The sequence below is a fragment of the Kytococcus schroeteri genome, from assembly GCF_002847825.1.
Taxonomy (GTDB): domain Bacteria; phylum Actinomycetota; class Actinomycetes; order Actinomycetales; family Dermatophilaceae; genus Kytococcus; species Kytococcus schroeteri.
Genome location: NZ_PKIZ01000004.1, coordinates 105,281 through 128,610 on the forward strand (window position 1 = coordinate 105,281; position 23,330 = coordinate 128,610).

Below are 23,330 nucleotides of genomic sequence, written 5' to 3' on the forward strand. Positions count from 1 at the left end.
CGCTGACACGTGGAAAGCACAGGAGAATTCACATGCCTACCCCCAAGAAGGGCCCGCGCCTGGGTTCCGGCCCGGCGCACGAGCGGCTGCTGCTGGCCGGCCTGGCCACCCAGCTGTTCGAGCACGACCGCATCACCACCACCGAGGCCAAGGCCAAGCGCCTGCGCCCGCTGGCCGAGCGGATGATCACCTTCGCCAAGAAGGGTGACCTGCACAACCGTCGCAAGGTCATGACCGTCATCCGCGACAAGTCCGTGGTGCACAAGCTGTTCACCGAGATCGCCCCGGACGTGGCCGACCGTGAGGGTGGCTACACCCGCATCGTCAAGCTGGCCCCGCGCAACGGCGACAAGGCCCCGATGGCCGTCATCGAGCTCGTGCGCGAGCCGGTGGCCCGCAAGGCCGTCGTGACCGAGGCGACCCGGGCGACGGAGAACGCCGCCCGCAAGGACGCCGCGTCCGCCGACGAACAGGCCGCCGAGGTGGATGCCGCGTCGGCCGCCGTGCCGGTCGAGGACACCGCCGAGACCCCCGAGGTCCAGGCCGAGGCCACCACCGAGACCGTGGATGCCGCGGACGCCGCCGTGGCCGCCGACGCCGAGGTGCAGGACCAGGCCGAGGGCGACAAGGCCTGAGTCCCCGCTCGACGCACGAGGAAGCCCCCCACCGACTGGTGGGGGGCTTCGTCGTGCGGGCGTGGGTCCTCGTCGGGGGGCGGTCAGTCCGCCGAGCGGTCCCGGGAGGCCACCGGGGTGTCCGGGGTGCTCACCGTCATCGTCGATCCGTCGGCGCGCTGCAGCCCGGAGTGGTCGCCGGGGCGCAGCACGTCCGAGACCACCGGACCCTGACCGTCCAGTGGCACGGTGACCGCCTCGGCGCCGACCTCCACGGCGTGGCCGCGCACGTGGACCGTGACCGGCTGTCCCTCGGTGGCCGGGCCGTCCTCGGCGTGGAACTCCATCGCCTGCGGCAGCACCCGGCACCGCATTCGGGAACCCCGCCACCGGACGCGAAACACGAGCTCGGGCCACTCCCGGGGCAGGCGCGGGTCAAAGTGCAGGCCGTCGTCCTGTGCTCGCATCCCGCCGAAGCCGAACACCAGCCCGGTCCACACCCCGCCGGAGGAGGCGATGTGCATGCCGTCCACGGTGTTGGCGTGGGCGTCGGTCAGGTCGACCATCAGGGCGCGGTGGAAGTAGTCCAGCGCCAGCTCGCGGTGGCCCACCTCGGCGGCGACGATGGACTGCACGACCGCCGACAGGGTCGAGTCACCGGTGGTGATGGGGTCGTAGTAGTCGAAGTCGGCCCGCTTCTCCTGGGCGGTGAACCGGTCACCTTGCAGGAACAGGGCCAGAACGACGTCCGCCTGCTTGAGCACCTGGTAGCGGTAGATCACCAGCGGGTGGTAGTTCAGCAGCAGCGGGTGCTTCTCCGGCGGGGTGGCGGCCAGGTCCCACACCTCGCGGTCCAGGAAGTGCTCATCCTGGGGGTGGATGCCCAGGCCCTCGTCGTACGGGATGTGCATGGCCGCCGCGGCCCGGGTCCACTCGGCCGGCTCGTCGGGGTGCACGTCCAGGCGCTGCATGGCCACCGCGTGGGCCTGCGGCGCGTGGGTCGCCAGGTGCTCCAGCGCCGCGGCGGCCCGCTCCAGGTTGTACCGGGCCATCACGTTGGTGAACAGGTTGTTGTTCACCACGGTGGTGTACTCGTCCGGCCCGGTGACGCCGTGGATGTGGAAGCTCGGCTCGGCGCCGTCGCGCCAGAAGCCCAGGTCGGCCCACATGCGGGCGGTCTCCACCAGCAGGTCCAGGGCGTCGCCGTGGGCGAAGGCGTCGTCACCGGTGGCGTCCAGGTACTTGCTCAGGGCGTAGGCGACGTCGGCGTCGATGTGGTACTGCGCGGTGCCGGCCGCGTAGTAGGCGCTGGCCTCCTCGCCGTTGATGGTGCGCCAGGGGAAGAGGGCGCCCTCCAAGGCCATCTCCTGCGCCCGGCGGCGGGCGGCGGGCAGCATCCGCGCGCGGAACTGCAGCGCGTTGCGGGCCAGGTGTGGCATCGTGTAGGTGAGGAAGGGCACGACGTACGCCTCGGTGTCCCAGAAGTAGTGGCCCTCGTAGCCGCTGCCGGTGACGCCCTTGGCCGGCACGCCCTCCCGGTCGGCCCGGCCGGCGGCCTGGGCCAGGGAGAAGAGGGTGAAGCGCACGGCCTGCTGCAACTCGGGCTGGCCGGGCAGCTCGACGTCGCAGTTCTCCCAGAAGTCCGCCAGCCACGCGGTCTGGGCGGCCTGCACGGCCTCGTAGCCGTCGGCGGTGACCCGGTCGAGGGTGCGGTGGCAGCGGTCGAGCAGCTCGCCACACGGCACCCCGGTGGAGGAGTGGTACACTGCCCACTTGTCCACCGTCAGGGACTGCCCCTCGGCCAGCCGCACGGTGTACACCTGCTTGGACTGGTCGGCATCCAGCACCTGGCCCACCTGCACGTCGGCGTCGCACCGGTGGTGGTGCTCCACGCCCACCCCGAGCGTCATGCCCGAGGACGCGGTGCGCCACCCCTGCAGGAGACGACGCTGCGTGGACTCCTGCGACTGGGGCTGCAGCACGCGGTGGGTGAAGACCGTGCTCTTGCGGGGGTCGAAGCCGCCCCCCATCGCCTCGGCGTCGACGTGGTACTCGTCGGTGCCGTCCTGCCGGTTCAGCACCTGACTGGAGACGGTGATCGCGGCCTCGCCGGAGAGCATCTCGACCTCCAGCCGCATCAGGGCCACGTGGCGCTCGGCGAAGGAGACCATGCGCTCGGAGCGCACCCGCACCCGTTTGCCGGCGGCCGTGCGCCACACGACCTCCCGGCGCAGCACGCCCTCGCGCAGGTCGAGCCGGCGCTCGTAGCCCTCGAGGTCGGCGGTGGCCACGATGAACGGCTCGTCGTCGACGTAGAGCTTCATGAGCTTGGCGTCCGGGGCGTTGACGATCGTCTGCCCCTCGCGGGCGAAGCCGAAGGCCTCCTCGGCGTGCTTGATCCGCCAGGTCTCGTGGAAGCCGTTGACGAAGGTGCCGTGGACGTGGGCCTCGCGGCCCTCCTCGGGGTTCCCGCGCATGCCGAGGTATCCGTTGCCGACGGCGAACAGCGTCTCGGTGACGCCGAGGTCCTCGTCGTCGTGACGGGTCTCCACCAGCGCCCACGGGTCGGTGGGGAAGCGGGTCAGGTCCAGGGTGGCGGCGGGCGAACGGCTCACGGCAGCAGCTCCTCGAGGTCGTCGACGACGATGGTGGCGCCGGAGTCCAGCAGCGCCTGGCGCCCGGCCCCCCGGTTCACACCGATGACGTGGGCGAAGTGCCCGGCCGCGCCGGCGGCCACGCCGGAGGTGGCGTCCTCGAGCACGGCGGACGTCGCCGCGGTCGCGCCCAGACGCTCGGCGGCGTGCAGGAAGGTGTCCGGGGCGGGCTTGCCGGCGAGCTTCTCGGCAGCCGCGACGGCCCCGTCCACCACCTCGGCGAAGAAGTGGTCGATGCCGGCGGTTGCCATCACCGCGGGGGCATTGGCCGAGGAGGACACGACCGCCATCGGGGTCCCGGCGGCGGCCAGGTGCTCGAGGAGACGCACCGACCCCGGGTAGGCCTGCACGCCGTCACGCTCGAGCGCCGTGGTGAAGGCGGAGTTCTTGCGCGCGGCGAGGCCGTGCACGGTCTGGGCGTCCGGGCCGTCGGAGGCGTCCCCCTCCGGGAGGTCGATGCCCCGCGCCTTCAGGACGGTACGCACGCCGTCGAGGCGCGGGCGGCCGTCGAGGTGGTCGAAGTAGTCCTGCCGGGTCCACGCGGCCTGCTCGGTGCCGATCGACTCGGCGTACTCGGCGAGGAAGGCGGAGAACAGGTCAGCCCAAGCGCGCTGGTGCACCTCGGCGGTCGGTGTGAGAACGCCATCCAGGTCGAACAGGACGGCCTTGAGGGTCGTGAGGTCGGGCAGGGAAGGCATGGGGGTGAGCCTAGGCGCTCGGGCAAGTGTTGTTCACGCGGCTGAACAGCGCCTGCACCTCCGCCTCGCTTCGACATCCGTGGAGTGGAAATCGCTGTCACGGTTGGAAATAGCGTTCGCTGTCACCGTTCAATGTGGTGCCAGAGCCAAGACCTTGCCGGCACTGCCGGCCACATCAGAAGGAGTCGATCCCATGACCCAGATCACTCGCCGTTCCGTCGTCAAGGGCGCCGCTTGGTCCGCGCCCGCCGTGGCCGTGGCCTCGCAGGCCCCGACGCTCGCTGCGTCGACCACCTGCGAGCTCACCGATGAGCAGCTCAATGCGGGTGACTGCTCGCAGACCGCTGCCAGCTGGTTCGTCACGGACAACCACACCTACTCGACCACCGGTGGCGGTTCGATCACCCGCGTGAACCAGGCGAACAACATCGGCCTGCGGTCCGACTGCAACTACACCGGTTCGGTGACCTTCAAGATCCACAACAACTCCGGTGAGGCTTACATCCCGGCTCCGACGGCGCAGTTGGCGGACGGCCGGGAGTTCACCGGTGCTGCCACGTTGGGGAATGTCCTCACTGGGATCGCGCAGGTTGGTTGGGACTCCAGCTTCAACATCCGCTGGGAGGACTCCGCCGGGACCAACGTCACCCCGGACCCGTGGGAGGGTGCGCTGATCACCGTCCCCATGGAGCTCAGCTACACCGCCCCCGACGGTTCGGTGCACACCTGCATGGTGGCCCTGCAGTACACGCTGACCGAGGGTCTGACCTCCGGTGCCATTCGGCAGATGACGGGCGCCCAGTTCATCAGCTACTGAGCGACCACTCGCGCTGAGGTCTGACCTCGGGCGAGCGTCAGTCGAAGGGGCGCTCCGGCTCAGCCGGAGCGCCCCTTCGCCGTGGGTCCGGGCGTCGCCGGAACCACTACCCTGCGCTCATGCCCCGACTCCGCCTGGACTTTGCCTATGACGGCCGCGACTTCCACGGATGGGCCGCCCAGCCGGGCCTGCGGACGGTGGAGCAGGAGCTCCAGGAGGCCCTGTGCATGGTGCTGCGGGCCGACTCGTTGGCGTTGACCGTGGCCGGCCGCACCGATGCCGGGGTGCACGCCACGGGGTCGGTGTGCCACGTGGACGTGGATCAGGCTGCCTGGGACGCCGTGCCGGGCCGCTCGGACCGCACCCCCGAGGAGGCCCTCGTGGTTCGGCTGGCCGGCGTGCTGCCCGTGGACCTGGTCGTGCACCGCGTGCAGGGGGTGGGAGCAGACTTCGACGCTCGATTCAGCGCACTGCGCCGCCACTACCGCTACCTGTTGTGGGATCGCACCGAGCACGTGGACCCACGCCTGCGGGGGCTTGTGGTCCGGCATCGCCGCGAGCTCGATGTGGAGGCAATGGACGCCGCAGCTCGTCGTCTGGAGGGACTCAACGACTTCGCGGCCTTCTGCAAGAGGCGGGAGGGGGCCACCACCGTGCGCACACTGGAGCACTTCGCATGGTCCCGCCGGACGGATGGGGTGATTGAGGGCACGGTGGTCGCCGACGCCTTCTGTCACTCGATGGTGCGTGCCCTGGTGGGTGGGGTGGTGCCCGTCGGGGAGGGGCGTCGAGAGGTGGGGTGGCCGCGGGAGGTGCTCGAGGGGCGAGAGCGCATCGGGGCCGTGACGGTCATGCCAGCCCACGGCCTCACGCTGGAGCAGGTGGACTACCCGCCAGCGGACCAGTGGGCGGCTCGACAGGCCGAGGCACGCTCGACCCGCGACGCCCTGGCGTGAGGGGGTAGGGTCCATTGCTCGCCTGACGGGAGGGTCTCGGGGGCTGCCCCTGACGACGGCGACGAGCAGAGCGCTCGAACCCGGAGGGCTCGAGCGCTCTGCTCGTGGTGGACGGTTGCGGTCAGGCGGCCTGACTGCAACCGTCCGGGATCACCAGATGCCGTCGCGGCTCGCGTTGCCGGCGTCGACGCCGGTGCACGCACGCTTGGTGTCGCCGGCCAGGATGCTCTCCAGGGTCGGGATGACCGGGAGGTTCGGGAAGGTGGCGGTCACGGTGAAGTAGTTGTTCCAGCGCTGGGGGCCCGAGATGCCGTCACCACTACCGATGCGCAGGTCCGCCTCGTCGGCGCCGTTGGCGGGCAGCGTGCCGGACATGTTCCAGGTGATGGTGCCCTGCGACGAACCGACCGGGGCGGTGCGCATCACCGGGTCCTCGGCCCAGCTGGAGACCGTGCTCCACGAGGTGGCGCGGTCCATGATGTCGCGGAAGTCCGAGTTGGTGACGACATTGTTGTTGCGGACGTCGACCGCCACGACCATCGGGGCCGCGGCGGCCCAGGCCGCACCCTTGGCCAGCGAGCGGCGCGAGATGCCGTTCGGGGTGGTGTTCATGGGGATCTCCTTGGAAGTCATGTCGTGGCGCTTGCCACATGGGAAAACAGAACCTCACGAGGGGTGCCTTGGGCGCCAAATAAGTGAACATGAGGTGAAGTGCAACAGGATGTGGGATCGGCTTGGCGCACAGTGGCATTCAGCGACAAAGTTGTGAGAGTGCCGAGCGGGAAGACGTTCTGTGAGGGAGATCGCACCGGGGTGATCGGGCCGGGCTGGCCGCCAGCCTCGGCGGTCGTTGTGGGTGAGCCATTTCACACTTTGTGACGACTGCGGCGACCCCGCATGTCACGGAATGGTGAAGTGCCTGTGTCGCATGGAGGCCCAAATGATTTCCATGGGGAGAGAATTGGAGCCCTGAGCTTTTCCAATAGGAGGGGAACGGTGTTGGGGGCTGATGCGCCCATGGGGCATGCTACCTTCGGGCGCGAGGTCGCGTGACTGGCGCTGCCTCCCCCGTTCTCGAAAGGACTTCCCATGACCATCTCCCGTCGTTCCGTGGTGCGTGGCGCCGCGTGGACCGCTCCGGCTGTTGCCATTGCGGCCCAGGCTCCCGCCATCGCCGCCTCTCCTGCCGTCTGCCCCACCGCAGCTTCCATTGCCGCGACCGGTTCGCTGTTCGTGCACACCGGTGCTGGCTACACCGGTTCCGCGTCCACCAACCCGAGCTTCCGGGCGGACACCGCCTACTGGGGTGCGGACGCGGACGCCCGCAACGCCGGTACGCACTACACCATCCGCATCGGCCGCCTGGACCTGCGCAACGCCGCGCCCGAGGGTGCCACCGGTTTCAAGATCGTTGACGACCCGGCCACCGCCATCATTCGCACCCTGAACGGTGTCGAGGGTCAGGCGACCGTCACCGGTTACGCCGTGAACACCGTCCAGCTGCTGACCGCCCCGGTGAACACCGACATGTACATCCAGACCACCATCCCGTGGGTGGAGGCCACCGGTACCGGTGGCCGCGAGGACGGCAACAAGCTGGCCTCCCTGTCCGTGCCGCTGAACATCCAGTTCACCCAGGGCCTCGAGCCGATCGTGGACCCGACCACCGGCGCCGCCTGCCCGCCTGTGACCGTGTACGCGAACTACTGCTACGACGGCGACACCGGCTACTACCTGAGCGCCACCGGTCTGGAGAACGGCCTGCAGGGCTTCAGCTTCTCCGAGGGTCCCGCGAACACCTGCGGTCCGCTCACCACCACGTCCTACCCGGACATCGTCACGCCGAACGACGCGGGCTGGACCTACACCGCTTCCGCTTATGTCGAGCCGGTTCCGGCTGACTGGCCGGGCGCCCCGACCCCGGGCGCCATCGATGGCACCGTCTTCACCGCGCGTCTGGGCCGTCTGGACTTCAGCGGTGTGGCCCCGGCCGGCGCCACCGGCTTCCGCATCCGCCACATGGATGACGCCGTTGTCCGCACGCTGTCCGGGACCGAGGGCACCGCTGATGTCCGCGGCTTCAGCGCCAACGACGTCATGCCGATCGGCGCCCCGTCCGGTGTGGACGCCTACCTCCACACCACCATCCCCTACTCCTGGACCAGTGTGGATGCCAACCGTCTGGCGTCCGCCTCCATCCCGGTGACGATCGAGTTCTACAACGGCCTTACGCTGACCTCGACGGACTCCGACATCTGGCTGAACTACTGCTACAACGTCGGCCGCGCCAAGGCTGAGGCCTCTGGCCTCATCGCCCCGTTTGTGTCCTCCGCCAGCCCGGTGGACCCCTGCGCCTGATCCGCGCAACCGCCCGCAGGGGCGCATGGACCGCTTCGGTCCGTGCGCCCCTGCGGCGTTTTCGGTCTCATCACCCGCTCGGCGGCGCCGCCGCCCGCGGGGGCCGGCCGCTCAATCCACGGGGAGCAGGGCCGTCCAGGCCACCACGCGCTGGGCGCCCGGGGTCCCCTGCCCGATGCGGCGGTACCGCGCCAGCACGGCGTCCAGCTCGGCGCGGAGGGCCACGGCCTGATCCGCGCTGACCAGGACGGTGGCGTCCTGCAGGCCGGTCGCCGCAGCCCAGGTGGGGTCCTCGGTCGCGGTGTCGATGTGGGTGTGCGCCCGCCGGGTGAAGAGGTCCACCAGGTCGTGGTCGAGCCAGGTCGACAGTGCTGCCTCCGTCTCGTCAGCCTCCCCCGCATCTCCCGGCTCCCCGGCCGGGGTCCAGGAGTCCTGGACCGCGGACCAGAAGCGCCGGCGGCCGGGGCCGTCCTCGACGGTGACGAACCCGGCGGCCTCGAGTGCGCGCAGGTGGTAACTGGTCACCCCGGTGTTCGTGTCCAGTCGCCGCGCGAGGTCGGCGGACGTGGCGGTGCCGTGCAGCCGCAGCTCGGTGACGAGGCGGGTCCGCATCGGGTGCGCGAGCGCGCGGGGGTCGGCGCGGCCGGTCCCAGCGGGAGGATGAGGAGGAGCCATGCTGTGCACAATACCTGTGCACAGCATGTGTGCACAGCTCGGTGCGGGACCCGTCGAGGCGGCCGTACGCCGCATCGTTCCAACGATTCGAGCCCCGGCGGCAGCGACTTGGGCGCTGGCGGAGAGGCCCGTAAACTAGGGGGTCGGCGCTGCGCCGGGAGCATCACCACGACGCTGTCCGTCACCTCACCAGGTGGACGAGACCCACTGTGGCCGGCACCCGTCAGCGCGCGACCCCCTGTACGACCCTCGAGAAAGTGCGATTCATGCGTACCCACACCCCGAAGCAGGCGGAGATCCTGGACGGCCGCGTCTGGCACGTCATCGACGCCACCGACGTGGTGCTCGGCCGCCTCGCGAGCCACACCGCAGCGCTGCTGCGCGGCAAGCACAAGGCGAACTTCGCGCCCCACGTCGACACCGGCGACTTCGTCATCATCATCAACGCCGAGAAGGTGGCCCTGACCGGCGCCAAGCTCGCCCAGAAGCGTGCCTACCGCCACTCCGGCTTCCCGGGTGGTCTGCGCTCGGAGACCTACGCCGAGATGCTGGAGAAGCACCCCACCCGCGCGGTGGAGAAGGCCGTGCGCGGCATGCTGCCGAAGAACCGTCTGGGCCGTCAGCAGCTCACCAAGCTGAAGGTCTACGCCGGCGCCGAGCACCCGCACGCCGCCCAGCAGCCCCAGCCCTTCGAGATCACCCAGGTTGCGCAGTAAGGCCACGGGCCCTGCGCAGAGAAGCGACCAAGGAGAAACCCGTGGCTGAGAACACCACCGAGAACACCGCCGTCGAGGCCGACGAGGCCCCGATGACGTCCTACACCTCCGAGTCCGCCCCGGTGGCCACCGAGGAGGGTGCCGAGCGCCGTCCGATGGCCTCCGGCCCCGGCGCCGGCCTGGGCCGACGCAAGCAGGCCGTGGCCCGCGTGCGCCTCGTGCCGGGCTCCGGCCAGTGGACCGTGAACGGCTCCTCCCTGGAGGAGTACTTCCCCAACAAGCTGCACCAGCAGGAGGTCAACGACCCGCTGACCCTGCTGGAGCTCGCCGGTCAGTTCGACGTGATGGTGCGCGTCCACGGCGGCGGCAAGTCCGGCCAGGCCGGCGCCGTCCGTCTGGGTGTGGCCCGCGCGCTGAACGAGATCGACACCGAGCTCAACCGCCCGGCCCTCAAGAAGGCCGGCTTCCTCACGCGTGACCCGCGTGCGACCGAGCGCAAGAAGGCCGGTCTCAAGAAGGCCCGCAAGGCCTCGCAGTTCAGCAAGCGCTGACCACCCGGCACCACCTCGAAGGGCCTCCGCTGCGGTGGGGGCCCTTCGTCGTGCCTGCGTACCCCCTGCCTGTGAAGCCCGCCACGGGCTGGTGGACCGTGAACTGCCTGCTCGCGTCGGTACAGTGCCGGACATGCCTCGACTCTTCGGAACCGACGGCGCTCGCGGACTGGCGAACGCCGACATCACGCCCGAGCTCGCCCTCGGCCTGTCCCTCTCCGCGGCCCGGGAGGTCCTCTCCTCGGCGGATGCCTCCGGCCCCTCGGTGCCTGCCGCCAGCGCCGCGGAGGACCCCGAGCACTCGGTGCGCGCCCACGCCATCGTGGGGCGCGACCCGCGTGCCAGCGGCGAGTTCCTGAGCGCGGCCACGGTCGCCGGCCTCGCCTCGGCGGGCCTGGACGTGTACGACGCCGGCGTGCTGCCCACCCCGGCCATCGCCTTCCTCACCAAGACCACGCACGCCTCCCTGGGGGCCATGCTGTCGGCCTCCCACAACCCGATGCCGGACAACGGCATCAAGTTCTTCGCCGAGGGCGGCTACAAGCTCCCCGACGAGATGGAGGACCGCATCGAGGCGGGCATGGGCGAGCAGTGGGACCGCCCCACCGGGGCCCGCGTGGGGCGCGTGCTGCCCTACGAGCGCGGCGCCGACGCCTACGTGGAGCACCTGCTGGCAGCCCTGCCCAACCGCCTCGACGGCCTGCACGTGGTGATCGACGCAGCCAACGGTGCGGCCAGCGAGGTCGGCCCCCGCGCCTTCCGTGAGGCCGGGGCCAAGGTGACCGTCATCGGCAACGCCCCGGACGGCCTGAACATCAACGACGGCTGCGGGTCCACCCACCTGGGCCCGCTGCAGGCCGCCGTGCCCGCCTACGGCGCCGACTTCGGTGTGGCCTTCGACGGGGACGCCGACCGCTGCCTGGCCGTGGACGCCGAGGGCAACGAGGTGACCGGCGACCAGGTGATGGCGCTGCTGGCGCTGTCCCTGAAGGACCGCGGTGCGCTGGCCAACGACACCCTCGTGGCCACCGTCATGAGCAACCAGGGGCTGGTGCAGGCCATGGAGGCCGCCGGCATCCAGGTGGTGCGCTCCAAGGTGGGGGACCGCTACGTGCTGGAGGACATGCGTGCCGGTGGGCACACCCTGGGCGGTGAGCAGTCCGGCCACGTGATCCTGCTCGACCACGGCACCACGGGTGACGGTGTGCTGACCGGGCTCATGCTGGCGGCGCGGGTGGCCGAGACGCGCACGCCGCTGGCCGAGCTGGCCGCGTGCATGCAGCTGCTGCCGCAGACGCTCATCAACGTGCAGGGCGTGGACAAGGAGCGCCTCGAGGGTGACCCCACGGTCGCTGCCGCCGTGGCCGAGGTGGAGGCCGAGCTGGGCGCCGGCGGGCGTGTGCTGCTGCGAAAGTCCGGCACCGAGCCCGTGGTCCGGGTGATGGTGGAGGCACCCACGCAGGACCTCGCTGCGGCCAAGGCCGAGCAGCTCGCGGACGTGGTGCGCAGCGCGCTCGCCCTCTGATCCGGGTCGTCGACAGGGGTGCACCGGTCCCCGTCGCGACCGGTGCGCCCCTGCATCCACCGCGCCACCCGTCGTGACGTGTCACTCACGCGCGCAAGGGATTTCACCACCATGGCGCGTGTCTCGGATCATATTCGACCCCTTCGGGGGCGAGTACGTGTTCTGCGGGTGTGGTGTCTACCGCATCACCCTGACCCGTCCGATGGCCGCGTGGGCGAACGCCGACTTCATCTGGTCCGACGCCCACTGGTTCGCTCCCGCCGAGCGTGACAGCGTCTCCATCCGTGTGGAGTCCCTCGGTGGCGTGGTGGGCCCGAAAACCGACAACAACCTCGCGGTGTACGACAACAACGGCAAGGGCTTCTGAGTCAGATCCCGCACGAGTGAGCCCCCTCCACCCACTGGGTGGAGGGGGCTCACTCGTTCCACGGTCCCTTCTCAGAGACCGTGCTGGGCCACCACGCGGACCGTGCCGTTGGCCAGGTCGTAGGCCGCCCCGACGATGCCTAGGGTGCCGGACTCCAGGCGCTCGCCGATGAGGCGGGAACGCTCGGGCAGCAGGTCCACCGTGGCGGCCACGTGCTGCTCCATGATCCCGCGCGCGTCGGTGACCTGCTGGCGGTGGGCCGTCAGCACGCTCGGGGTCACCTTCTGCACCACGTCGGAGAGGTGGCCGGGGGGCATGTCGCCGCTGGCGTGCGCGGTCATGGCGGCCTTCACCGCGCCGCACGAGTCGTGCCCGAGCACCACGATGAGGGGGATGTCCAGCACGTGGCTGCCGAACTCGAGGGTGCCCAGCACCGAGGAGTCGAGGATCTGGCCCGCGGTGCGCGTGACGAAGAGGTCGCCGATGCCGCGGTCGAAGATCATCTCCGCGGCCACCCGGGAGTCCGCGCAGCCGAAGACGGTGGCGAAGGGGGCCTGCCCGTGGCTCTGCGTGGCGCGCCGCGCGGCGTCCTGGTTGGGGTGCAGGGGCGAGTCGGCCACGAAGCGGGCGTTGCCCTCGAGCATGATCTTCCACGCCTGGGCGGGAGTCGGGTCGTCGATGCGCATGGGGGTCATCCCACCACGCGATGCTGGGAGGAGTCGCGCTCGGGGCCCGGCGTCGGGCCCCGGGGCCTGCGTCAGAGGACCTCGGCGACCTTCTGCAGGCGGTGGTCGCCCACGACCTCGCGCAGGGTGCCGGAGGCCGAGCGCATCACCAGGGAGTGGGTGCGGGCGCCGTCGGTGCCGAAGCGGACGCCGTCCAGCAGCTCGCCGTCGGTGATGCCGGTGGCGACGAAGTAGCAGTCCCCGGTGACCAGCTGCTCGGTGGTGAGCACGGCGTCCAGGTCGAGGCCGGCGTCGAGGGCCTTCTGGCGCTCGGCGTCGTCCTGCGGCCACAGGCGGCCCTGGATCTCGCCACCCATGCACTTCATGGCGCACGCGGCGATGATGCCCTCCGGGGTGCCGCCAATGCCCATGAGCAGGTCGATGCCGGACTCGGGGCGGGCGGCCATGATGGCGCCGGCCACGTCGCCGTCGGAGATGAAGCGGATGCGGGCACCGGCCTCGCGGATCTCGGCCACGAGCTGGTCGTGGCGGGGGCGGTCGAGCACCACCACGGTGACGTCCTCGACCTGCTTTCCCAGGGCCCTGGCCACGGCGCGCACGTTGTCGCCGGTGGAGGCGGTGATGTCGATGGACCCCTTGGCCTGCGGGCCGACGGCGATCTTCTCCATGTAGAACACGGCGCTCGGGTCGTACATCGCGCCGCGCTCGGCCACGGCCAGCACGGACACCGCGTTGGGCATGCCCTTGGCGGTCAGCGTGGTGCCGTCGATGGGGTCCACGGCCACGTCCACCTCGGCGCCGGAGCCGTCGCCCACGCGCTCGCCGTTGTAGAGCATGGGGGCGTTGTCCTTCTCGCCCTCGCCGATGACGACCACGCCATTCATCGAGACGGTCGCGATCATCTCGCGCATGGCGGCCACGGCGGCGCCGTCGGCGGTGTTCTTCTCGCCGCGGCCCACCCAGCGGGCGCCGGCGATGGAGGCCGCCTCGGTGACGCGGACCAGCTCCATGGCCAGGTTGCGGTCGGCGCGCAGCGGGGACGTGGACGTGGTGGTCATGAACTCTCCTGGGACGTCGTCACCCACGCGTCGGCGGTGACCCGGGGCCCCGTGAGCCTAACGCGTCAGCGGTGGGAGAATGCGCGGCATGACCGACCCCGCCGTGCAGCCCTCGCCCCCTCCTCGTCGTCGTGGGATGGGGTCCTGGCGCAGCATGCTGTGGTCCTCGCTCATCGTGGTGGCCATCGTGCTCGTCTGGTGGGCGATGGTGGCCATGCCCGACCGGGTGCCCGAGCGGACCGTGGACGTGCGGCAGCAGACCGCCACCACAGAGCGCGAGACCGGCCGCGACATCGTGGAGGCCGTGGGGCTGTCCGGGGAGTGGCGCGCCACGCACGCCCAGCTGCGCACAGACGGCACCGACAAGACCTGGCACGTGACCTTCAGCACCCCGCAGGGGCGTCACCTGAGCCTCGACCAGCGCCTGCTCGGCCCTGAGGGGGAGCGCGCCGGCCTGGTGCCGTGGGCCGAGGGCAAGACCGGCACCGGCGAGTACCAGGGGGAGATCGAGGCCGACGGCCGCACCTGGCGTACCACGCTGCGCCCGGACCCCGAGCGGCGTGGTGCCGTGCTGCTGGACGCCCCGGACGACTCGGCCGTGGTGGTCAGCGGCGACGCCTCGGAGGACGAGTTGCGGGCCCTCGTGGAGGCGCTGCGCTTCGACGGCGCCCCGCGGGCTCAGTCCTCGGCGTCGGCCTCCGACTGACCGGCGCCACCTGCGGCCGGGGCCTCCCCGGTGTCCTCGGCCTGCGCGGCCTCCCGGGCCTCGACCCGGTCGGTGATGCGCTGCTGGGCAGCGTCGAGCCACGAGGCGCAGTGGTCGGCCAGTGCCTCGCCGCGCTCCCACAGCTCCATGGCCTCCTCCAGCGGGCGCTCGCCGCGCTCGAGGGTGGCCACGATGCCCACGAGCTCCTCGCGGGCCTGCTCGTAGGTGAGGGAGGACACCTCGGGGCGTGCGTCCTCGGTGGGGGTGCCGTCGGTCTCGGGGGTCTCGGTCGGGCTCATCGGGTGCCTCCTGGCGGGGTGGGGTGCGTGGTCGTCGGGTCGTACAGGGGCGTGGCCCCGGGACGGGGTGTGGGGCGGGTGTCGTCCGGTGGTGTCATCCACCGACCACCCGGGCGGCGAAGTCGCCGTCGGCCACGGTGACGCGCAGCAGCTGGTCGGCCTCCACCTCCTCGCGCGAGGTGACCACACGGCCGTCCTGCGTGCGCAGCACCGAGTAGCCGCGCTCGAGGGTGCCCAGTGGGCTCAGCGCCCGGAGGTGGCCGCGGGTGGAGGTGATGCGCTGCTCCTCCGAGGCCAGCCGCCGGCGCACCGCGGCCCGTCCCCGCTCGCCGACGGCCTCGAGCTCGGCGCGCGGGCGGCTCACCATGGTGATGGGGTCGGCCAGCACCGGGCGGGCGCGCGTGGCCTCCAGGCCGTGCCGTTCCCGCTGCAACCGGCCGGTCAGCGCGCGGCGCAGGCGCTCGCGTCCCTGGGTGACGCCCTGGCGCTCGTGCGCCGCGTCGGGCACCACCAGCTTGGCGGCGTCGGTGGGGGTGGAGGCGCGCACGTCGGCCACGAGGTCGAGCAGGGGGTTGTCCACGTCGTGCCCGATGGCGCTCACCGTGGGCACGGGGCAGGCGGCCACCGCACGCACCATGGCCTCGTTGCTGAACGGCAGCAGGTCCTCGAACGAGCCACCACCGCGGGCGATGACGACGACGTCCACCTGCGGCGTGCGCTGCAGCTCCTCCAGGGCGGCGATGACGGCCGTGACCGCCTGCGGCCCCTGCACCGGCACGTTCTGGATGACGAACTGCACGGTGGGCCAGCGGCGCCGCGCGTTCTCCACCACGTCCTTCTCCGCGGCGGAGTTGCGCCCGCACACCAGGCCGACGCGGCGGGGGAGGAAGGGCAGCGGGCGCTTGCGGCCGGCATCGAAGACGCCCTCGGCGGTGAGCTGTTGCTTCAGCCGCTCCACCCGTGCCAGCAACTCGCCCACGCCCACGTGGCGGATGCTCTTGCAGAACAGGCTGAGCGAGCCGTTCTTGGGGTAGAAGCGCGGCTTGGCGTGCATGACCACGCGAGCCCCCTGCTGCAGCGCCGGTTGCACCGCATCGACCACGCCCACGGGGGCCATGACACGCATCGAGAGGTCTGCGTCCACGTCGCGCAGGGTCATCCACACCAGCTTGGCGCCCTGCCGGCGAGACAGCTCCACGAGCTGACCCTCGACCCACAGTGGCGACATCCGGTCGACGTACTCGTCGACCTTGCGCGACAGGGTGCGCAGCGGCCACGGCTGGTCGGGCGTGGTCTGGGCGGCCTTCTCCGGCAGCGCCTGCGGGGGCTGGCTCATGGCGGCCACCCTAGGCCGCAGGTCCTCGCCGGCCGGTCACCGCACCGCGGCGGCCGGTGGACTGTCGGCGCACCGGGGCGACGCCTAGAATCAGGGTGTGGATACCCAGACGACCCCCGAGACCAAGCGCGTCCTGCTGGCCGCCCCCCGCGGCTACTGCGCCGGCGTCGACCGGGCTGTGGTGACGGTCGAGAAGGCCCTCGAGCTCTACGGCGCCCCGGTGTACGTGCGCAAGGAGATCGTGCACAACAAGCACGTGGTGGAGACCCTCCGCCGCCGCGGGGCCGTCTTCGTGGAGGAGACCGAGGAGGTCCCCGAGGGCGCCACCGTGATCTTCTCCGCGCACGGTGTGGCCCCGGTCGTCCACGAGGAGGCCGCCGCCCGCAGTCTGCGCTCCATCGACGCGACCTGCCCGCTGGTGACCAAGGTGCACCGCGAGGCCGTGCGCTTCGCTGCCGACGACTACGACATCCTCCTCATCGGCCACGAGGGGCACGAGGAGGTGGTGGGCACCTCGGGTGAGGCGCCCGAGCACGTGGTGCTCGTGGACGGCCCCGAGGCGGTGGCCGACGTGCAGGTGCGCGACCCGGAGAAGGTGGTGTGGCTCAGCCAGACCACCCTCAGCGTCGACGAGACGATGGAGACCGTGCGCCTGCTGCGCGAGCGCTTCCCCGCGCTGCAGGACCCGCCGAGCGACGACATCTGCTACGCCACCCAGAACCGGCAGCTCGCCGTCAAGCAGATGGCGCCGGACCTGGACCTCATGCTCGTGGTGGGCTCGCGCAACTCCTCGAACTCCCGCCGCCTGGTGGAGGTGGCCCTGGAGCACGGTGCCCGCGACGGCTACCTCGTGGACTACGCCGCCGAGGTGCAGGACGAGTGGTTCGAGGGCGTGGAGTCCGTGGGCGTCTCCTCCGGTGCCTCGGTGCCGGAGATCCTCGTGCGCGAGCTGCTCGACGACCTCGCCGCGCGGGGGTACGCCGACGTGCAGGTGGTGACCGCGGCCGAGGAGAAGATGCTCTTCCAGCTGCCCGGCGACCTGCGCCGCGACCTGCGCGCCCGGGGCATGGACGACACCTCCACCGAGATCCGGCACGACGCCGGCGCGCTGCCCTGAGCGACGGCGCGGGAGCCGATCCCGCTCCAGGGGCGCGGACCACCTGCGCGCCGGCCCGGTGCGGCGTAGTGTCCTGAGGGACAGGCCGGGCGAGCGCGTCCGGCACGACCCCTCAGGAGGTGCCCGTGAGCACAGCCGTCGCCCCGGACGACAAGCCCATCCGGAGTCTCATCCCGGCGCGCATGCACGACATGCCGTGGACCCGCTTCCACTGGATGGTGATCTTCGGCCTCGGTACCGCGTGGATCCTCGACGGCCTCGAGATCCAGATGGTGGCCGCCGGGGGCTTCGAGAAGTCCTTGCACATGTCGCCCGCGCAGGTGGGCATGGCGGGCACCGTGTACCTCGTGGGCGAGGTGGTCGGTGCCCTCTTCTTCGGCCGGCTCACGGACTCGTGGGGCCGCAAGAAGATGTTCACCACCACGCTGTTCGTCTACCTCGCGGCCTCCGGGCTGGCGGCCTTCTCGCCCAACATGTGGGTCTTTCTGGCCCTGCGCTTCGTGGCAGGCATGGGCATCGGTGGTGAGTACTCGGCGGTGAACTCGGCCGTCGACGAGCTCATCCCTGGCCGCTACCGCGGGCGCGTGGACCTGGCCATCAACGGCACCTACTGGCTGGGTGCCGGCATCGGCGCCTTCGCCAGCTACTACCTGCTCAACCCGGACTACCTCGGGGAGAACATCGGCTGGCGCATCGCCTTCCTCGTGGGCCCGGTGCTGGGTCTGTCGATCATCTACCTGCGCCGTCACATCCCGGAGTCGCCGCGCTGGATGGTGACCCACGGCAGGCAGCAGGAGGCCGAGGAGGTCGTCTCGGGCATCGAGGAGACCGCCCGCGCCGAGGGCAAGACGCTGCCGCAGCTGGACGAGAAGCGCGACGGCATGTGGATCAAGGCCCGCGAGGGGCTCACCCCGCGGCAGCTGGCCTACGTGTTCTTCCAGCTCTACCCGACGCGCACCGTGCTGGGCGCCACGCTGATGATCACGCAGAGCTTCCTCTACAACGCCATCTTCTTCACGTACTCGCTGGTGCTGCAGAACTTCTACGGGGAGACCGCCTCCAGTGCGGCGCTGTACTTCTTCCCGTTCGCGCTGGGCAACCTGCTCGGCCCGCTCCTGCTGGGACCGTTGTTCGACACCGTCGGGCGCCGCAAGATGATCGGTGGCTGCTACTTCCTGGCCGCGAGCGTGCTGACCGTCTCGGCCTTCCTGTTCAACGCCGGGGCGCTCACGGCCACCACGCACACCGTCTTCTGGTGCGTGGCGTTCTTCTTCGCCTCGGCCGGTGCCTCGGCGGGTTATCTCACCGTCTCGGAGATCTTCCCGATGGAGGTGCGCGGTCAGGCGATCTCGTACTTCTTCGCCATCGCGCAGGTCTGCGGGGCCACCGGTCCGGTGTTCTACGGCTGGCTGATCGGTGACGGCACCGACCGTGCGCCGATGTTCTACGGCTACCTCATCGGGTCGGCCGTCATGGCCCTGGGTGCCCTGGTGGCCGCCGTCTGGGGTGTGGACGCCGAGGGCAAGTCCCTGGAGGAGATCGCCCCGCCGCTCTCGAGCTTCGACGAGCACGGCAACGAGACCGTCAAGCTGCCGGTGTGAGAGGAGACGCCGTGGACGACCAGGTGCAGGACCCGTACACCGTGGTGGTGGGCGTCAGCGAGACGTCCAAGTCACCCACCGCCCTGCGGTGGGCAGCGGCCCAGGCCGCGCAGAACGCCGGGCGGCTCGTGGCCGTCCGCGCGCTGCCGGCCGCGACCACCACCGGCACCACCACCGGTGTGGTGGCCGCCCGGGTGGGCTCCAACGAGGAGCAGGTGCTGGCCCGGGCCCAGCTGGCGCTGGAGGCCGACGTGGCCGAGGTGCTGGGGCCCGACCACGGTGCCGAGGTGCGCCTCGTGCGCGGTGGTCACCGGCGCGTGCTGCTCGACCAGGCCGAGGGCGCCGACCTGCTGGTGATCGACGCCCCGCGCCGGATGACCGGTGAGCCGCTCTTCGCCCAGCGGCTGCTGGCCGACGCCCGCTGCCCCGTGGTGGTCATGCCACCGGCGATCTCCGGCCAGCCGCCGGGCGCCCTGGAGCAGGCCGGTCGGTGGCTGGGCGGGCAGGCGGTGCGGTCAGCCGGCCTCGCCGGTCGGCCCGGGTTCAGACCCCCGCTCACCCCGGGGGCCTGACCCGGTGAGCTCGGGGGCGGTGAGCGGGCGCGGCGAGGCCGTGACCCCCTCGCCGCCCCCGAGGTCGTCGTGGGTGAGGCCGAGGTCGTGGAAGCGGCGGGCGCTCACCAGCACACGTGACTCCAAGCTGCCCACGAGCGCGTTGTAGGACTCCACGGTGCGCGTCAGCTGACGACCCATGGACTGCAGGTGCCCGGCGGAGGTGGCGATGCGGTCGTGCAGCTCGCGTCCCAGGGCCAGCACCTCCTCGGCGTTCTGCCCCACCTGCTCGTGCTGCCACACCAGGGCCACGGTGCGCAGCAGGGCCATGGTGGTGGTGGGGGAGGCCAGCAGTACGTGGCGGCGCAGCGCGTCGTCGAAGAGGGCGGCGTCGTGCTGCAGGGCGGCCGCGAGCGTGGCGTCGGTGGGCACGAAGCACACGACGAACTGCGGTGAGCGTGTGAAGGCCGACCAGTAGGCCTTGCCGGCCAGGGTGTCCACGTGCGTGCGCAGTGCCCGGGCGTGGCGGGCGAGCAGCTCGGGTCGGTCGGCGTCGTCCACGTCCTGCGCGGCGAGGAAGGCCGTCATCGGGGCCTTGGCGTCCAGCACCACCACGCGCTCCCCGGGCAGGCGCACCACCATGTCCGGCCGCACCTGCTTGTCGTGCTGGCTCGTGGCGCGCACCTGCTCGTCGAAGTCCACCTGACGCACCAGGCCGGCGTGCTCCACCAGGCGCCGCAGCTGCGTCTCGCCCCAGGTGCCGCGCACGCCGCTGGCCGCCAGCGAGCCGGCGAGCGAGGTGGTCGAGGCGTCGAGCCGCTCGGTGGAGGCCGCCACCTGCAGCAGACGCTCGCCGAGCTCGCCGAACTGCTCCACGCGGTCGCGCTCCAGGGCGGTGACCTGCTTCTCCACCCGCTCGAGCGAGGCCCGCAGGGGGCCCAGGGTGGTGGCGGTGTCGCGCTCGGCGAGGGCGCGGCGGCGCGCCTCGGTCTGCAGCTCGTCGGCCTGGGCGCGTGCCCGCTCGGCCTCGGCCTCGGCGCGGTCGGCGCGCTCCGCCATCGAGCCGGCGCGCTGACGGGCGAGGGCGAGCTCCGTGCCGCCGCGTGACCGCGCTGCCGCCCAACCGAGTGCCACGCCCACCACGAGGGCGAGTGCGGCCAGCAGCGCGGCGAGCCAGGGGGAGAGGCCGGAGGTGGTGGCGGAGTCCATGGCGCGCACCCTGCCACCCGGCTCCGACAACCTCGCGGGCCCTCGTCGGGGGCGCCACCGGGGGCAGCGTGCCGGGCCGGCCGCCGGGGTCGCTCGCGTAGACTCCGCGCCCGTGGCACTCACCATCGGAATCGTCGGTCTCCCCAACGTCGGCAAGTCGACCATGTTCAACGCGCTGACCAAGAACAACGTGCTCGCCGCGAACTACCCGTTCGCGACGATCGAGCCGAACGTGGGCGTGGTCCCGCTGCCGGACGAGCGTCTGGAGCGCCTCGCCGAGATCTTCGGATCGGCCCGCATCCTGCCGGCCACGGTGAGCTTCGTCGACATCGCCGGCATCGTGCGCGGCGCCTCCGAGGGTGAGGGCCTGGGCAACAAGTTCCTCGCCAACATCCGCGAGGCCGACGCCATCTGCCAGGTGGTCCGCGCCTTCGAGGACGACGACGTGCACCACGTGGACGGCCGCGTGGACCCCTCCGGTGACCTGGAGACCATCAACACCGAGCTGGTGCTGGCCGACCTGCAGACGCTGGAGAACGCGATCCCGCGCCTGGAGAAGGAGGTCAAGGGCAAGAAGACCGACAAGGAGGTCCTCGACACCGCCCTGGCCGCGCAGAAGGTGCTGGAGGACGGCGACACGCTCTTCGCCAAGGGGGCCGCCGCGGGCGTGGACATGGACCTGGCCGCCCAGCTGGGCCTGCTCACCACCAAGCCGTTCATCTACGTGTTCAACGTGGACGAGAACCAGGTGGCCGACGAGGACTTCCGCAGCCGCATGTCCGAGCTGGTGGCCCCGGCCGACGCGATCTTCCTCAACGCGCAGCTGGAGTCCGAGCTGGCCGAGCTCGACGCCGAGGAGGCCGCCGAGCTGCTGGAGAGCGTCGGCATCGACGAGCCGGGCCTGCACCAGCTGGCACGCAAGGGCTTCAACACCCTGGGCCTGCAGACCTACCTGACGGCCGGGCCCAAGGAGGCCCGTGCGTGGACGATCCACCAGGGCTGGACCGCCCCGCAGGCCGCCGGTGTGATCCACACGGACTTCGAGAAGGGCTTCATCAAGGCCGAGGTCGTGTCCTTCGAGGATCTCGACCAGTACGGTTCGATGAACGCCGCCAAGGAGGCCGGCCGAGTCCGCATGGAGGGCAAGGACTACGTCATGGCCGACGGTGACGTGGTGGAGTTCCGCTTCAACGTCTGATCCTCGACCGTCCGTCAGGCGGAGCGTGGCCCCTGGCGGTGCGCCGGCGCAGTTGACCCTCCCGTCGCTGGATGCCTCACCGTCGTGATGTCAGCAGGAGCTGACGACGTGACAGAAGGAGTCCGCCATGATGAGCATCGGCCAGTTCGCCTACAGCACCGGGTTGAGCGTGAAGACCCTCCGGTACTACGACGAGATCGGTCTGCTCCCGGCCGCAGAGGTCGACCCGTTCAACGGCTACCGCACCTACCGGGGATCGCAGTTGCGTGAGGCCACCCTGCTCCGGGTGCTGCGTGCCTCCGGCATGGGGGTCGATGAGATGAGGAAGGCCCTCACCCATCCACACGAGACCGATGGGTTGATCGCCCGGCGACGGGCCGAGCTGGCCGTTCAGCGGGAGCTCGAGGACTGGGCGCTGGGTGAGGTCCAGCGGTGGCAGAGCACCGATGCGAGCGTGGTGCAGACCCGCGACCGTGCGGCACAGCGCTGGGCTGGTGTCGCCGTGTCCCTCGACCTCAGGGCGGTGTCCGATGACGTGGAGGGGGAGGCGTCGGCCGCGGAGTGCATGGGGCGTCTGGAGGAGCTGTCAGCGCAGCTCCACGCCGAGCTCTCCTCCCGGGGCGTGGCTGGACCACTGGAGGGGGAGGGCCGTGCCTGGATCGAGCTTCGCAGCGACCCGGCCCGCGCGAGTGTGATCGAGGTCGTGTCCTGCATCGCCGTCCACGCCCCGGTGCAGCCGGACCTCACCCTCGACGGGCACCAGGTGCTCACCGGGGAGCTGCCCGACCGTGTTGAGGCATTCGTCACCACGGAGGTCCCTGCCCCGGGCGGCTCCGGTGATCCGGACGGGTCCGAGGCACGGCTCGCCGGCGGCCCCCTCCCGCAGCCTGCCGCGATCGCGCTGGCCGTGGTGGCGGAGGAATCAGGCGCGGACCCCTCCTGTGTGCGTCAGCACACGAGAGTCTCCGACGAGGGGTTCGTCCTCGAGTGGTGCGTCACGTTGCCGTGAGTCATGGACTCGTGGCGGTAAGGTCGACGTCCTCACCCACCGCTGTCTGACTCGGCCGCCTCGTGGACGGGCGGAGTGCCCTGCCGGTGGGGCGCCCTCGGCGCGGAATGAATCGCAGCAAGCCCCCCCCCGGCGCGGCCGGGTCGAGGGAATCCCCACGTCGGCCCGGAAGGCGTTCGGCTGGACGCGTGATGGCCAGGTGATCCCCGAGGGGGCCGAGGCGGTCCGGCGGGCGTTCGACGCGTTCCTCGGCGAACCGTCTCTGTCGATCCGGCGCATCCGCGAGGACTTGAACAAGGCCGGACACCTCACCGCACGCGGGTCGGAGTTCTCCGTCGATGCCGTGCGGTACCTGCTGGCGAACCCGCTCTACGCTGGCTACATCAAGCACTACGCCTCGGGCGAGTTCTACCCGGTGCAGGATGGGATGTTCCCGCCCATCGTGAGCGAGCAGACCTGGCGGGCCGCGGTGGCGAAGCTGGAGGACAACGTGCGGAGGTCGGCCGGGCAATGCAACCAGCCGAAGTACCTCCTGTCCACGATAGGGGCTCTTCGGAGTTGAGCGTGGGTGCTTGGGGGTAGGGGTCGAGGTCCCGGGCATGATCTGAGGACTTCTACCCCCTCGGATC

The 23,330-nt window shown here is 71.3% G+C and carries 24 protein-coding genes; 15 read left to right on the forward strand and 9 right to left on the reverse strand.

Translation table 11 applies throughout. The features are described from left to right. Window positions 1-32 precede the first annotated feature (32 nt). Window positions 33-635: a 50S ribosomal protein L17 gene (gene rplQ / locus CYJ76_RS03355; protein WP_101849235.1), complete on the forward strand. Its 603-nt coding sequence runs from the start codon at window positions 33-35 to the stop codon at window positions 633-635. 83 nt (window positions 636-718) lie between these two features. Here rplQ and CYJ76_RS03360 read toward each other — a convergent pair whose 3' ends face one another. Together CYJ76_RS03360 and CYJ76_RS03365 are read right to left on the reverse strand one after the other, a co-directional pair. Further along, entirely contained in the window at window positions 719-3,229 is a 2,511-nt protein-coding gene (locus tag CYJ76_RS03360) for a glycoside hydrolase family 65 protein (RefSeq protein ID WP_101849236.1), read from the reverse strand. Next, the gene (locus CYJ76_RS03365) at window positions 3,226-3,966 is read right to left on the reverse strand and encodes a beta-phosphoglucomutase family hydrolase (protein WP_101849237.1); all 741 of its coding nucleotides are present in this window, start codon (window positions 3,964-3,966) and stop codon (window positions 3,226-3,228) included. The genes CYJ76_RS03360 and CYJ76_RS03365 overlap by 4 nt, the downstream gene beginning before the upstream one ends. 193 nt (window positions 3,967-4,159) lie before the next feature. Here CYJ76_RS03365 and CYJ76_RS03370 point away from each other — a divergent pair, with 193 nt between their 5' ends. Both CYJ76_RS03370 and truA read left to right on the forward strand, forming a co-directional pair. Next, window positions 4,160-4,783 carry a hypothetical protein gene (locus CYJ76_RS03370; protein WP_101849238.1) on the forward strand — a complete coding sequence of 208 codons (624 nt, stop codon included), beginning with the start codon at window positions 4,160-4,162 and terminating at the stop codon, window positions 4,781-4,783. Window positions 4,784-4,902: 119 nt separating this feature from the next. Continuing rightward, window positions 4,903-5,739: a tRNA pseudouridine(38-40) synthase TruA gene (gene truA / locus CYJ76_RS03375; RefSeq protein WP_101849239.1), complete on the forward strand. Its 837-nt coding sequence runs from the start codon at window positions 4,903-4,905 to the stop codon at window positions 5,737-5,739. A 150-nt stretch (window positions 5,740-5,889) separates the two neighbouring features. Here truA and CYJ76_RS03380 read toward each other — a convergent pair whose 3' ends face one another. After that, entirely contained in the window at window positions 5,890-6,351 is a 462-nt protein-coding gene (locus tag CYJ76_RS03380; protein WP_101849240.1) for a hypothetical protein, read from the reverse strand. 477 nt (window positions 6,352-6,828) lie between these two features. Between CYJ76_RS03380 and CYJ76_RS03385 the strand changes: the two genes are divergently transcribed. Beyond that, window positions 6,829-8,097, forward strand: a complete 1,269-nt coding sequence (locus CYJ76_RS03385; protein ID WP_144043025.1) for a hypothetical protein — start codon at window positions 6,829-6,831, stop codon at window positions 8,095-8,097. Window positions 8,098-8,208: 111 nt separating this feature from the next. On the opposite strand, the gene CYJ76_RS03390 is transcribed toward CYJ76_RS03385, so the two are convergent. Continuing rightward, a complete protein-coding gene (locus CYJ76_RS03390; RefSeq protein WP_238138132.1) occupies window positions 8,209-8,709 on the reverse strand; it encodes a winged helix-turn-helix domain-containing protein in 501 nt (166 codons plus the stop codon). Window positions 8,710-9,038: 329 nt separating this feature from the next. Between CYJ76_RS03390 and rplM the strand changes: the two genes are divergently transcribed. The 4 genes from rplM to CYJ76_RS12170 all read left to right on the forward strand — a co-directional run bounded on the left by rplM (window position 9,039) and on the right by CYJ76_RS12170 (window position 11,931). Next, complete coding sequence (rplM, locus tag CYJ76_RS03395) at window positions 9,039-9,488, forward strand: 50S ribosomal protein L13 (RefSeq protein WP_101849243.1); 450 nt, start codon at window positions 9,039-9,041, stop codon at window positions 9,486-9,488. Between the two features lie 41 nt (window positions 9,489-9,529). Next, complete coding sequence (rpsI, locus tag CYJ76_RS03400) at window positions 9,530-10,039, forward strand: 30S ribosomal protein S9 (protein ID WP_414467271.1); 510 nt, start codon at window positions 9,530-9,532, stop codon at window positions 10,037-10,039. Window positions 10,040-10,172: 133 nt separating this feature from the next. Then, window positions 10,173-11,564, forward strand: coding sequence for a phosphoglucosamine mutase (gene glmM / locus CYJ76_RS03405; protein WP_070703424.1), 1,392 nt, complete (start codon window positions 10,173-10,175; stop codon window positions 11,562-11,564). A 118-nt stretch (window positions 11,565-11,682) separates the two neighbouring features. Then, window positions 11,683-11,931: a hypothetical protein gene (locus CYJ76_RS12170; protein ID WP_141494172.1), complete on the forward strand. Its 249-nt coding sequence runs from the start codon at window positions 11,683-11,685 to the stop codon at window positions 11,929-11,931. Window positions 11,932-12,002: 71 nt separating this feature from the next. Here the strand turns inward: CYJ76_RS12170 and CYJ76_RS03410 are convergent, their stop codons facing one another. Beyond that, window positions 12,003-12,617: a carbonic anhydrase gene (locus CYJ76_RS03410; RefSeq protein ID WP_180802192.1), complete on the reverse strand. Its 615-nt coding sequence runs from the start codon at window positions 12,615-12,617 to the stop codon at window positions 12,003-12,005. A gap of 71 nt (window positions 12,618-12,688) precedes the next feature. Further along, a complete protein-coding gene (gene glpX, locus CYJ76_RS03415) occupies window positions 12,689-13,675 on the reverse strand; it encodes a class II fructose-bisphosphatase (RefSeq protein WP_070703418.1) in 987 nt (328 codons plus the stop codon). Window positions 13,676-13,763: 88 nt separating this feature from the next. On the opposite strand from glpX, the gene CYJ76_RS03420 reads away from it, so the two are divergent. Then, window positions 13,764-14,381, forward strand: coding sequence for a DUF4245 domain-containing protein (locus CYJ76_RS03420; RefSeq protein WP_180802193.1), 618 nt, complete (start codon window positions 13,764-13,766; stop codon window positions 14,379-14,381). On the opposite strand, the gene CYJ76_RS03425 is transcribed toward CYJ76_RS03420, so the two are convergent. Together CYJ76_RS03425 and xseA are read right to left on the reverse strand one after the other, a co-directional pair. Beyond that, window positions 14,354-14,680: an exodeoxyribonuclease VII small subunit gene (locus tag CYJ76_RS03425; protein WP_070703420.1), complete on the reverse strand. Its 327-nt coding sequence runs from the start codon at window positions 14,678-14,680 to the stop codon at window positions 14,354-14,356. The two genes, CYJ76_RS03420 and CYJ76_RS03425, sit on opposite strands and share 28 nt — an antisense overlap. A gap of 94 nt (window positions 14,681-14,774) precedes the next feature. Further along, the gene (gene xseA / locus CYJ76_RS03430) at window positions 14,775-16,016 is read right to left on the reverse strand and encodes an exodeoxyribonuclease VII large subunit (protein WP_070703425.1); all 1,242 of its coding nucleotides are present in this window, start codon (window positions 16,014-16,016) and stop codon (window positions 14,775-14,777) included. Window positions 16,017-16,113: 97 nt separating this feature from the next. On the opposite strand from xseA, the gene CYJ76_RS03435 reads away from it, so the two are divergent. The 3 genes from CYJ76_RS03435 to CYJ76_RS03445 all read left to right on the forward strand — a co-directional run bounded on the left by CYJ76_RS03435 (window position 16,114) and on the right by CYJ76_RS03445 (window position 19,306). Further along, window positions 16,114-17,133 (forward strand): 4-hydroxy-3-methylbut-2-enyl diphosphate reductase, encoded by a 1,020-nt coding sequence (locus CYJ76_RS03435; RefSeq protein ID WP_070703421.1) that lies wholly within the window; start codon window positions 16,114-16,116, stop codon window positions 17,131-17,133. Between the two features lie 125 nt (window positions 17,134-17,258). Further along, on the forward strand, window positions 17,259-18,734 hold the full coding sequence (locus tag CYJ76_RS03440; RefSeq protein ID WP_070703422.1) for an MFS transporter: 1,476 nt from the start codon (window positions 17,259-17,261) through the stop codon (window positions 18,732-18,734). Between the two features lie 11 nt (window positions 18,735-18,745). Beyond that, entirely contained in the window at window positions 18,746-19,306 is a 561-nt protein-coding gene (locus CYJ76_RS03445; protein WP_070703423.1) for a universal stress protein, read from the forward strand. Here the strand turns inward: CYJ76_RS03445 and CYJ76_RS03450 are convergent. Next, on the reverse strand, window positions 19,250-20,494 hold the full coding sequence (locus CYJ76_RS03450; protein ID WP_101849251.1) for a DNA recombination protein RmuC: 1,245 nt from the start codon (window positions 20,492-20,494) through the stop codon (window positions 19,250-19,252). The genes CYJ76_RS03445 and CYJ76_RS03450 overlap by 57 nt on opposite strands. Window positions 20,495-20,606: 112 nt before the next feature. On the opposite strand from CYJ76_RS03450, the gene ychF reads away from it, so the two are divergent. The 3 genes from ychF to CYJ76_RS03465 all read left to right on the forward strand — a co-directional run bounded on the left by ychF (window position 20,607) and on the right by CYJ76_RS03465 (window position 23,263). Continuing rightward, window positions 20,607-21,692, forward strand: coding sequence for a redox-regulated ATPase YchF (ychF, locus tag CYJ76_RS03455; RefSeq protein WP_101849245.1), 1,086 nt, complete (start codon window positions 20,607-20,609; stop codon window positions 21,690-21,692). 127 nt (window positions 21,693-21,819) lie between these two features. Further along, window positions 21,820-22,701 carry a MerR family DNA-binding transcriptional regulator gene (locus tag CYJ76_RS03460; protein WP_101849246.1) on the forward strand — a complete coding sequence of 294 codons (882 nt, stop codon included), beginning with the start codon at window positions 21,820-21,822 and terminating at the stop codon, window positions 22,699-22,701. Window positions 22,702-22,900: 199 nt separating this feature from the next. Then, the gene (locus CYJ76_RS03465) at window positions 22,901-23,263 is read left to right on the forward strand and encodes a recombinase family protein (RefSeq protein ID WP_238138133.1); all 363 of its coding nucleotides are present in this window, start codon (window positions 22,901-22,903) and stop codon (window positions 23,261-23,263) included. Window positions 23,264-23,330: the final 67 nt, after the last annotated feature.